We start from the raw sequence: 9,513 nt of genomic DNA, 5'->3' as shown, positions 1-9,513 counted from the left end.
GCACACCGTTAAACTTGGTGGTTGAGGCAATCCGGTTAATTTCTTGTCTCAACTGTGATACTTCGATGTTCATTTGTGAACGCTGCGCCGAGGTGTAGGTTTCGTTGGCCGACTGAGTCGCCAACTCACGGATTCGATACAACATATTCACGGTTTCTTCCGCCGCTCCGTCAACAGTTTGTACCAAACCAATGCCGTCATTGGCATTTCGAATGGCCATTTCTGTACTGCTGATCTGGGCTGACATCCCTGTAACCACGGCTTTACCGGCGGCGTCATCCGCTGTTTTGTTAATACGCAGACCAGAGGTCAAACGCTCCATCGCAGTGGTCATTTCACTGCTGGAACGATCCAATAGGCGTACCGCATTTTCCGATGGAATATTGGTGTTGATTACCATAGCCATGATATTATCTCCTTTTTACATTTATGAATAAGCGATTGTTATTATTTTTATATCATCAATCGTCAAAATCTTTCCCTTCACTGTTGGTAACGGCCACCTTTTATAAACCTTTAGAAAAAAATGCGATTTTTTTTAATTTTTTTTGGCACATTTCCTGTTAAAAGGTTAGCAAAATGCAAAAAGCTTGAAAAATAAGGTGTTTCAGCCCAAAATCCTTCTATCCACAAACTGCAAAAATGAGAGCCTATGAAGACTATCGATACTCAAAACATCTACACCAATGCCTTTGGCGACCGTTATTTTCGTGAAATCAATCAAACCGCTTTCGATAACGTGGGTTCCTCATCAACCTTTAACAAAGTGTTTCATGACACACTGGATCAAGAAAACACCCTGTTTTTCATTGTCGGCTCCGACTCCGGGCTGCTGATTCCCTACCTGGAAAAATATGAATCCGGCAAAGGACGTCACTATGTCATTATCGAAAAACCGGAAATGCTGGACTACATTCAAAATAACCTTGAGTGGGATGAAAACTTAATTGATTTGAAATCGGACGACTTCAATTTTGACGGTTTTGCCGAAACCTACGCGGATTACATTGCCCATGGGCGATTTCTACTCTTGCGATCACTTGCCGTGGTCGATAGCCAAAGTCTGCCCTATCGCCAACTGTGGGAAATCATGCTGGATCGTTACAATATTTTTGCCTCATCGGAGAGCGGTTTTGCCATTAACAATATCTTTATCGACAGTCAGTTAGAAAGTCTGGCCAGTAACAGCACGCCCCTCTCCAAAGCCGCCGAGGGATTAAAAGGCACGTCCGCCGTCATTATGGGGGGCGGTCCCAGCTTGGATGAGAGCATTGGCTGGATCAAAGCGAACCAGGAACGGCTGGTTATTTTTGCCGCCGCACGCATTGCCAACCGCCTGAAAAAAGAGGGAATTCAGCCGGATTTTTTTGTCACCGTAGATCCTCACGCCGTCAGTTACGACAACAGTAAACCCATGCTGCCGTTTGGCGACAGTGCCATACTGGTGCATGCCAATAATGCCAACAGCAAGCTGCTGGCGGAATGGACAGGCCCGCACGCTTACCTAGGGTTAATGTACCCTTGGCAAGACGCCAAGCACCCGCAACCTGAAAACCTGCAAATCATCGGCCCCACGGTCACCAACACCATGGCTTCGGTGGCGGCCTACCTGGGGGCGGAACAAATCTTTTTCTCCGGTGTGGATTTTTGCTATGGCGAAGGCGGTAAAAGCTACGAATCGGAAAGCTTGGAAGCGAAAACCGGTAAATACCTGGATTCCGCCAGCAACCGGGTCGAAACCTATTCGGGTCGCATTGCCGAAACCACCCCCAGCTTTGCCAATGCCCGCCAGGGGATGGAGGAATTAGTGGCCTATTCCACCGTTGTTTTCAAAAGCCGTTTTTACACTCTCAGCCGGGAAGCCGCTAAAATCGATCAGGTGGAATACATTGCCACAGGCGACATTGAATTACCCGAACTTAAAAAAGACAGTGCCGTTTCTGACGTCAAACAGGCTTTATATCAAGAAATTAAACCTTACAAGCAACACCTGAAAGAGGCCAAAGCTTACTGCCAGGAAATGCTGAAGCTGTGCCGTGACGTTATCCGCGAGTCGCGTCAAGGCAAAAAACTGGCGAAGCGCCTGTTTAAAGACCTAGCCGAAACCGACCAGCTGACACAGAAAATTGTTGGCTTGCAACGCGACCTCAACCACCAGATGGGATCGCATGGGGAGTTCATTTTCAACTACTCCGTTAAGGCCTACAAAGACTTTATGGACCCCAGCGTTGGCAAGGACGACATGACCCGCGACCAGATCAAAGACTCGTTTGTAAACTATTTTACAGGTCTGATCGATTCCGCCACCCCTTTGAAAAAATCCATTCAATATGGCATTGAACGCCTCAATTTTCGGCTCAAGGAAGTCGAAGGCACCAAACACTTTGATACCCTCATTGAAAAATGGCGAGACTATCACGAAGAAGGTCGCCCGCTGGTTTGGCTGAAAATGCACGGCTTAACGCTGAACGACCTCAGCGAAGCACAGCAGGCGGCCATACAAGCCCTTCTGGACATTTACTATGAAGAACTCAACCGCACCGAAACCAAGCTCAGTAAAGAATTAAAAGAACGCGGCAGTCATATTGGTAACCAGTTTGATCGTCTTTACCGCTATTTTATTGAAAACCGCCCCTACGACTTGGAAGAGCTGATCAACTACATTGCCGAAAACAACGAAACCAATTCGGAATCGCTGTGCCACCTCGGCACCGGCTTTTTGTATGAACTCAAAGAGATGCCGGATGCGGCCATGGATGAGTATGTACAAATACAGGAAGGTAAATTATTGATGGAAGGCCTGAAACGCGTTGTGCATCTCGCCCTGACCCAAAAAGACTATCAAACCGCGTTGAATGCACTGGAAGTGCTGACCCACTACTCGGACGAGTATTTCATTTCCTATGCCGACATTACCGCCGCGACGGGCAACCAAACCGAAGCCGCAGAGATTTACATTCACTATCTGCAGCGTAATGAACAGGACAATGCCACCCGCATTAAACTGGCGAAGCTGCTGATTCATTTAGGCCTTCAGGAAGACGCCATCCAGACCATTCAAAAAATTCAGGAAATCGACCCAGACAATTTCGTGGCCGACGAACTCATGCAACTCGCCACCCGCCCGAAAAGCTAACCGACTCGAAATGACCAAGCCTGGCGGATTATGTGATTCGGTGATTACTTAAAATAGACCTCGTAATCGGCCTGGGCTTGTTCGTAATCGGGAATGTGACCGATGTCCATCCAGTATTCCGTCAAGGGAAAGCCGCCGGTGCGTTGATTTTCGTCAATTAAGGTATCCACCAGCGTGGGCATATCGTACACACTGTCGGGCGGCACCTTGTCCAATACCTGCGGTGACAGGCAATAAATGCCCGCATTGACGAAATAACGATACACCGGTTTCTCCACCAGCTCACGAATGTAAGCCCCCTCCATCTCAATCACCCCATAGGGCACCTGATGCGAATACTCGCGCACGCAGGTGGTGACACAGTTGTCGTGTTCGGCATGAAAATCCAATAATGCGCGAAAATCCACCTTGGTCAATAAATCGCCGTTCATCACAATAAACGGCAGGCCTGGGCGTTTCGGCAAAAGGCTCAAAGCGCCCGCCGTGCCCATGGGTTTGGACTCTTCAATATAAGTGATCTGAATGCCCCACTTTTTACCATCGCCAAAATACTGACGGATTTTTTCGCCCAGATAATTAATGCAAAAATAAAAATCGGTAAACCCCTGCTCGGCAATGTGTTTGACAATGGTTTCCAAAATGGGTTGATTGCCCACCGGTAACATTGGCTTAGGGACGGTTTCTGTTAACGGGCGCAAGCGCATTCCCAAGCCACCCAGCATCAAAACCACAGGATTCTCGCGCCGCGGTGTCAAGCGTGTTTTATGATAATACAGCCCGACCAGTTGCTGCTGGCCGTTTAAAATCGGTAGATGTCGCAAGGATCGCCGTTTCATATGCTGGTGCCACACCATCTCTGTTTCCGCCTCAAATCCGACAGTTGGCTCGCGGTTGGCCACTTGGGTAATGGCGCTATCCAAACTCTCGCCCCGTAATAGACCGCGGCGAATATCACCGTCTGTTACGGTACCAATAAGCCGACGATCGTCTGTAATCACCAAGGCAATCTGCATCGCTTGTTGATCCAACACCGTCAAGGCATCGCGAATGGTCGCGTCTTCGCCAATGGAAATCGCTTGCCAGTCAAATAAATCCATAGCCGTTCCTTTTCTTATGCGGTTTCACCCGATTATTTCAGTTGCATCTGCCGCATTTTCAACAAGGCTTCCACCTGAAACACATCCGCCAAATCGTCAATATCCACCCCAGAAATCGGATCCATGACAAACAGTTCGGACAAGCCTTCTCGGGTAAATTCCTGATGCTGGCGTAAAAACTGCGGCGTGACGATGTAAATGGCGCCATTAATCACATAATAATCATTGGTGTAATCCTGACGACGCGATACAAACTGCTCCGGCTGCGCCAGATACTGCCAACCGCCGGATTGTGCCTGAACACACTTATAAGGGTGCTCCTTCATCGGCTGAACGCTGATCAACGAATCCTGTTCACTTTCTAAAAACTGCAAAATGGCCGCATCAATTTCTTCGGCCGTGCGCAACGGTGACGTGGGTTGCAACAACACCACCGCATCCGGCAAACGATTTTGTGCTTCCAACCAGTCCAGCGCGTGCAGCACGGCTTCCGCAGTCGTGGTGTGATCTTCGGCTAGACTGGCTGGGCGAACATACTCCACCGCCACCCCGAATGACTCAGCATAGGCGTTAATCTCCGCGTCTTCGCTGGACATCATCAAACCGGTCAGATACTGACTTTTTTGCGCCTCGTCAAGGGTGTATTGCAACAACGGCTTATCCAAAATCGGATAAAGGTTTTTGCCAATCAACCCTTTCGAACCGCCTCTGGCCGGAATCAAGGCTAAAATATGGGTTTGCTCAACCATGTATCACTTTCCTTTCTGTGTCAAAATCCGCCAGCAGTTTTTCCATGACAATGCCTATGGCCGCCTGCGGACTGGGCAAATGCTGTTTGGCTCTGTGCCATAACGCTTGTCGGGTTTCTGCCTGCAAGCCTTTTTCCAATACCGTCAGCATTTCTTCTTCTGTATCGACCGATAACAGCAATTGTTCACTGATTAACGGCATATCGTGTAATTGGCTGTAGTCTCGCCACCATTGAATGAGTTGCGGATCAAACCATAAATACACACTGGCATTGAACGGCTGTGGCGCCAACTCATTTAAATAGAGGTTATCAAAACAGCAGGTCGAAAAGGCACTCAAGACCAAATCGCACACCACTAAACTGTCTTTAATATCGTCAAATGGATCCAGCTGCACCCGCTCGCCAAACGCCCCGGTAAACAAGGACAAGGTTTTTTGTCGCAACACATCGGTTTCTTTGGGGTGGGGGCGATAGAGCAATCGAAACGGACGAGACCATCGTTTGAGTTGCCGTGACAGCGCCTCAAGGGTGGCAAAATAACCGGCAATTTCCAAAATCGGTTGACCATAAAACCCCAGAATCACTTCATCCTTTTCCACCAGGCCTGGGCGTTTTTCAGCTCGCGCCGCTAAAGGATCGTAGCAATGATAGTCAATGTGTTTAATCGAGCCAATCGGCACACTGACCACCTGCGGATAGCGCTCATGGGTAATACGCGCGGCTTCATCATCCATTACAAAGGCGATGTCGGGCAGCGCACCGGAGGCCTGATTCATATCGCCCCAGAAACTTTGCAACGCATACGAACGAATGCCGTGCGTCGCCGCATAATGCAGCACCGCTTCATCCATTCCCGTGTCCGGGCCGGAAATGCCCGTCAACACCGCATCCGGTTGAAAACTCGCAAATTGCTGCTGCAAAAAGTCGTCCTCCAGCACGCGCGTGAACGCATCGTTAGGCCGCGCAAACAACATCGATTCCGGCACCCAGGGCTTTAGAATCTCATCAGCCGGAGACTGGCACAATAGACGTATTTCAAACCGACCACTGTTTAACAGCTCTGGCACCAGCTTTTCAAAGGACACCGCGGTCGCGGGATCACGTGCGGTCATCAATAACTTCATCATCCAAACCTTTAACCAAACACGCCGCCTCAAACAACGTAAGGCGCGGCCATGGCTTTTAACTCCCTGTCATGTCGAAGGGTTAGATTATATAAAAATGCGAATTTTTGCCACTCGGATTGCGGTATTTTCTGCTGGGTGCTCAACTGTAATTCCGCCAAAATCAAAAAAGCTCGCACCGCCAGCCCCTGCAATAAATCAACAAAACGCTTTTCAGAGTGAATTCTGACAGGGTTCTCTGCCAGATAGGCATCCAAAAGCGCATGACTCATGGCCGCCAATTGTGCAGGTTCATGCACACACAACACAAACCGCTCGATCACAAACGCCAAATCTTTTAAAGGATCGAACCAAGCGGTCAAACTGTCTTCAAAATCCAAAAACGCCACCCGACCATCTGGCCGAAACAACACATTGCCGACATTTAAGTCGCCATGCACGGGTTGGCCATCGTCCATCAAATGCCCCAGCCAATCCGGCGAATGGGCTTTTAAGCAGGCTTGGGCTTCAGCCGGCAATTGTGCCATTTCCGTGGGCGACTGCAGCAACGCCTGCCACCGTGACGTTAACATCGCGTGACGCTCTTTCGCGCCCGCTTGGATTTTTGCCACCTGTGGCAAGCCTTTCAGTCGACGGTGCAATTGCCCCAGCGCTTGCCCCAATAATCGTAAATCCGCTGCCTGATAGTCGGTAAAACGCCCTTCCCAGAAAGGAAACGCCAAAGCGGTCACCTCTTCCGACAGACGATTCGGAAACCCATGAATCATCGGCGGCACAGAAAAAGTCGCGTTTGAAGCCATGACGTCAGGCTGGGGAAGGGTCATCATTGCATCCACCAGCGCCTGACCTTCTAGCATACGTTTCGCTTTTTGCGGTGCCACCAGCTTTAAAAACCAGTCCAAGGGTTCACTGTTCGACATTTCGCCCGTCAGACGAAAAAAACCGTAGGGTTCCGTTTGGTGCGTTTGCAATTGCCAGGCCTGGTCAATTTTGACGGAATGCTTTTCGGACAGTAATTGCAAAAACGCCCAGGCCTGGGCGTTTTCGGGTGATGTTTCGAGCGATGGCGTTCGCATCGCCAACCATTTCAATTCCGGTGGACGAAGACCGGGGAAAGCAGGCCGTTCCGGTAGCCAGCGCATCATTTCATCCAATGCCGCTTAGGTCTCACGAAACGCAATATCCGGCCAGCCAATGACGTCCCCCGCCGAAATGGAGCGCTTTAGAGGCTGACCTTCTATTTCCGACCAATATTCGGCTTTGATGCCCAGTGCCGGAAAGGCAAAACGCACATTATCAATGCTCAAGACACTCCCCACCGCCAAGTCTGTTTTGGCCACCAAGCCCATGCGCGAGATGTATTTTTCACGTTGCCGTGGCAGCACGCGGATGCCATCCCCCATCGCATCGGCGATATTATTGATTTTCTGCAAAACGGCGGCCACTTGGCTGACCGGCATGGCATGACCGCCATCCTGTTCATCGCCCATGTCATCCGGGCAAATGCCTTTTTCCAACACCACCGCCCCCATCGCCGTGGCCGCATACAGCATTTCTTCCCCGCCGTGATGATCCGATAAACCATAGGGCAAGCCAACCGCTTGTCCCAGCGTCTGCATAAAACGTAAATTTTGCTGCTCCACCGGATTGGGCGGTCCTTTTGGACTGTGCTCCACAACAATGTCGACCGCATCCCCTTTCAAACCGCAATCCTGCGCCCAGTTAACCGCACGCGCCATTTCTTCGATCGTGGAATGACCGGTATCAATGATCATCGGCAACCCTAACTGTGCGACATATTCGATGAGCGGCTGATGGGTAATATTGGACGAGGCGATTTTAATCGCCACACAGCCCATTTGTTTGGCAAAGTCCGCCCCTTCAAAATCGTAAACGGACACAAGGGTCTCCATGCCCTTATCTTTGGCGTACCGGAACAAGGATTCATAAGACGATAACGGCACCACCTTGCGCTCAATCAAATCACGGTAGTTTTCCTGTTTCAGCGCACCGGTTTGATGTCCCCAGTATTTTTCATTACCGGACAAATGCGCATCTAGGCAAATTTCCGGCGTTTGCAGAATCTCACCCTTGATGGTGGTCACGCCCGCCTCGGCCAGTGCCTCCACCAAGGCTTCGGCTTGCTGCATATCCTGATTGAAATAGGTACCGATATCCGGCAAAAACATCGGACGACCGGAGTGCAACTGGTCTTGCCAAAAACTTCTTACATCCATATCACCCCTCCCGATACTCCATCATAATTTCAAAAAGGCCTCCACCAATTTCAACCCCAACTCGCCGGATTTTTCCGGATGGAACTGACAACCGATTTTATTGTCACGCTGTATCGCGGCGGTCATGGCGTGCCCGCCAAAATCGAACACCGCCAATTGGTCGGCGTCATTGGCCACATCCGCATAATACGAATGCACAAAATAAAACGCATTGCGCTCCGGCACGGCTTCCAGCAAAGAACCTTGCCAGGGCATTTTGTTCGGCTGAATCGACGCCCACCCCATGTGTGGAATCGTCATATTTTGACCGTTCACACCCAGCGCAGGAAGCCGTTTGACCCGACCGGGCAAAAGCCCCAGGCCTGGTGTTTTTTCAAACTCTTCGCCTTCGTCCAACATCATTTGCATGCCCAAACAAATCCCCAGAAAGGGTTTATCCTTGGCCGCCTGCTGAATCGCTTCCACCAGGTTTTGCGCCTGCAATTGCTGCATCGCTTGCGGAAAGGCTCCCACCCCCGGAAACACCAACCGTTCGGCCTGCTCGATTTGCTCGGGTTGTGTGGCGATTTCGACTTTCGCGCCCTGATGCTCAAACGCACGTTGCACATTCAGCAAGTTCCCGGCACCGTAATCAATCAAGGTCACATGGCGGCTCATTTGGCTCATGGAACTCATGACAACTCCCCTCCGTGAACGGTATGAACAGAATGGATTGCCTCTTGTGATCGAACCAACAAACCGTTTTCGGCACACACCTGTCGAATGCCCTCAACAGTATCGCGCTCATAATGCAAAATATCCGCCATGGCAATGGCGCTTGCACCGGACTTTACCGCTTGCACGCCGTCCATCGCTTGCCCCATGCCACCGGAGGCAATGACTGGCACCGATACGGCTTCGGAAACCGCCTCAATCAACGCTAAGTCATACCCTTTACGGCCGCCCTCATTATCCACTGAGGTCAATAACACCTCTCCAGCGCCACGCGCCACCGCTTCCTTGACCCATTCCACGACATCCAGACCGGTATGCTCACGACCGTTATCGGTAAACGCCAGCCATTTGCCATCGGTTTGCTGAATGGCTTCGACCGACAACACCACACACTGCTCACCAAAGGTTTTCGCCATTTCATTGATCAGCTCCGGGCGTTGCACCGCAGCCGTGT

General features: G+C 50.4%; 9 protein-coding genes. 1 reads left to right on the top strand and 8 read right to left on the bottom strand.

The annotated features are described in order from the left end of the window. Positions 1-406, bottom strand: a 406-nt coding sequence (locus ACP5D0_RS08595) for a flagellin N-terminal helical domain-containing protein (RefSeq protein WP_472365298.1), incomplete at its 3' end; no start/stop codon positions are given. Positions 407-652: 246 nt separating this feature from the next. On the opposite strand from ACP5D0_RS08595, the gene ACP5D0_RS08590 reads away from it, so the two are divergent. Then, complete coding sequence (locus ACP5D0_RS08590; protein WP_472365296.1) at positions 653-3,136, top strand: motility associated factor glycosyltransferase family protein; 2,484 nt, start codon at positions 653-655, stop codon at positions 3,134-3,136. 44 nt (positions 3,137-3,180) lie between these two features. Here ACP5D0_RS08590 and ACP5D0_RS08585 read toward each other — a convergent pair whose 3' ends face one another. The 7 genes from ACP5D0_RS08585 to ACP5D0_RS08555 all read right to left on the bottom strand — a co-directional run. Continuing rightward, a complete protein-coding gene (locus tag ACP5D0_RS08585; protein ID WP_472365295.1) occupies positions 3,181-4,233 on the bottom strand; it encodes a nucleotidyltransferase family protein in 1,053 nt (350 codons plus the stop codon). 32 nt (positions 4,234-4,265) lie between these two features. After that, positions 4,266-4,982: an acylneuraminate cytidylyltransferase family protein gene (locus ACP5D0_RS08580; protein ID WP_472365294.1), complete on the bottom strand. Its 717-nt coding sequence runs from the start codon at positions 4,980-4,982 to the stop codon at positions 4,266-4,268. Then, positions 4,975-6,096 (bottom strand): hypothetical protein, encoded by a 1,122-nt coding sequence (locus tag ACP5D0_RS08575; protein ID WP_472365293.1) that lies wholly within the window; start codon positions 6,094-6,096, stop codon positions 4,975-4,977. The genes ACP5D0_RS08580 and ACP5D0_RS08575 overlap by 8 nt, the downstream gene beginning before the upstream one ends. 41 nt (positions 6,097-6,137) lie before the next feature. Further along, positions 6,138-7,253 carry a phosphotransferase enzyme family protein gene (locus tag ACP5D0_RS08570; protein WP_472365291.1) on the bottom strand — a complete coding sequence of 372 codons (1,116 nt, stop codon included), beginning with the start codon at positions 7,251-7,253 and terminating at the stop codon, positions 6,138-6,140. A 15-nt stretch (positions 7,254-7,268) separates the two neighbouring features. Beyond that, positions 7,269-8,345 (bottom strand): N-acetylneuraminate synthase family protein, encoded by a 1,077-nt coding sequence (locus tag ACP5D0_RS08565; protein ID WP_472365290.1) that lies wholly within the window; start codon positions 8,343-8,345, stop codon positions 7,269-7,271. A gap of 21 nt (positions 8,346-8,366) precedes the next feature. Continuing rightward, on the bottom strand, positions 8,367-9,020 hold the full coding sequence (gene hisH / locus ACP5D0_RS08560; RefSeq protein ID WP_472365288.1) for an imidazole glycerol phosphate synthase subunit HisH: 654 nt from the start codon (positions 9,018-9,020) through the stop codon (positions 8,367-8,369). Further along, a partial coding sequence (locus ACP5D0_RS08555; RefSeq protein ID WP_472365287.1) for a HisA/HisF-related TIM barrel protein occupies positions 9,017-9,513 on the bottom strand: 497 nt, incomplete at its 5' end. The genes hisH and ACP5D0_RS08555, both read right to left, overlap by 4 nt.

The organism is Hydrogenovibrio sp. (genome assembly GCF_049975065.1).
Classification (GTDB): domain Bacteria; phylum Pseudomonadota; class Gammaproteobacteria; order Thiomicrospirales; family Thiomicrospiraceae; genus Hydrogenovibrio.
Note: the sequence above shows the minus strand (reverse complement) of the source record. Positions and strands in the feature narration are given on the sequence as shown.

What these genes read in the sequence shown, in the direction of transcription:
- ACP5D0_RS08585 (WP_472365295.1), bottom strand. Translation starts at nt 4,233, where the DNA reads ATGGATTTATTTGACTGGCAAGCGATTTCCATTGGCGAAGACGCGACC.
- ACP5D0_RS08580 (WP_472365294.1), bottom strand. Translation starts at nt 4,982, where the DNA reads ATGGTTGAGCAAACCCATATTTTAGCCTTGATTCCGGCCAGAGGCGGT.
- hisH (WP_472365288.1), bottom strand. Translation starts at nt 9,020, where the DNA reads ATGAGTTCCATGAGCCAAATGAGCCGCCATGTGACCTTGATTGATTAC.
- ACP5D0_RS08575 (WP_472365293.1), bottom strand. Translation starts at nt 6,096, where the DNA reads ATGACCGCACGTGATCCCGCGACCGCGGTGTCCTTTGAAAAGCTGGTG.
- ACP5D0_RS08590 (WP_472365296.1), top strand. Translation starts at nt 653, where the DNA reads ATGAAGACTATCGATACTCAAAACATCTACACCAATGCCTTTGGCGAC.
- ACP5D0_RS08565 (WP_472365290.1), bottom strand. Translation starts at nt 8,345, where the DNA reads ATGGATGTAAGAAGTTTTTGGCAAGACCAGTTGCACTCCGGTCGTCCG.
- ACP5D0_RS08570 (WP_472365291.1), bottom strand. Translation starts at nt 7,253, where the DNA reads ATGATGCGCTGGCTACCGGAACGGCCTGCTTTCCCCGGTCTTCGTCCA.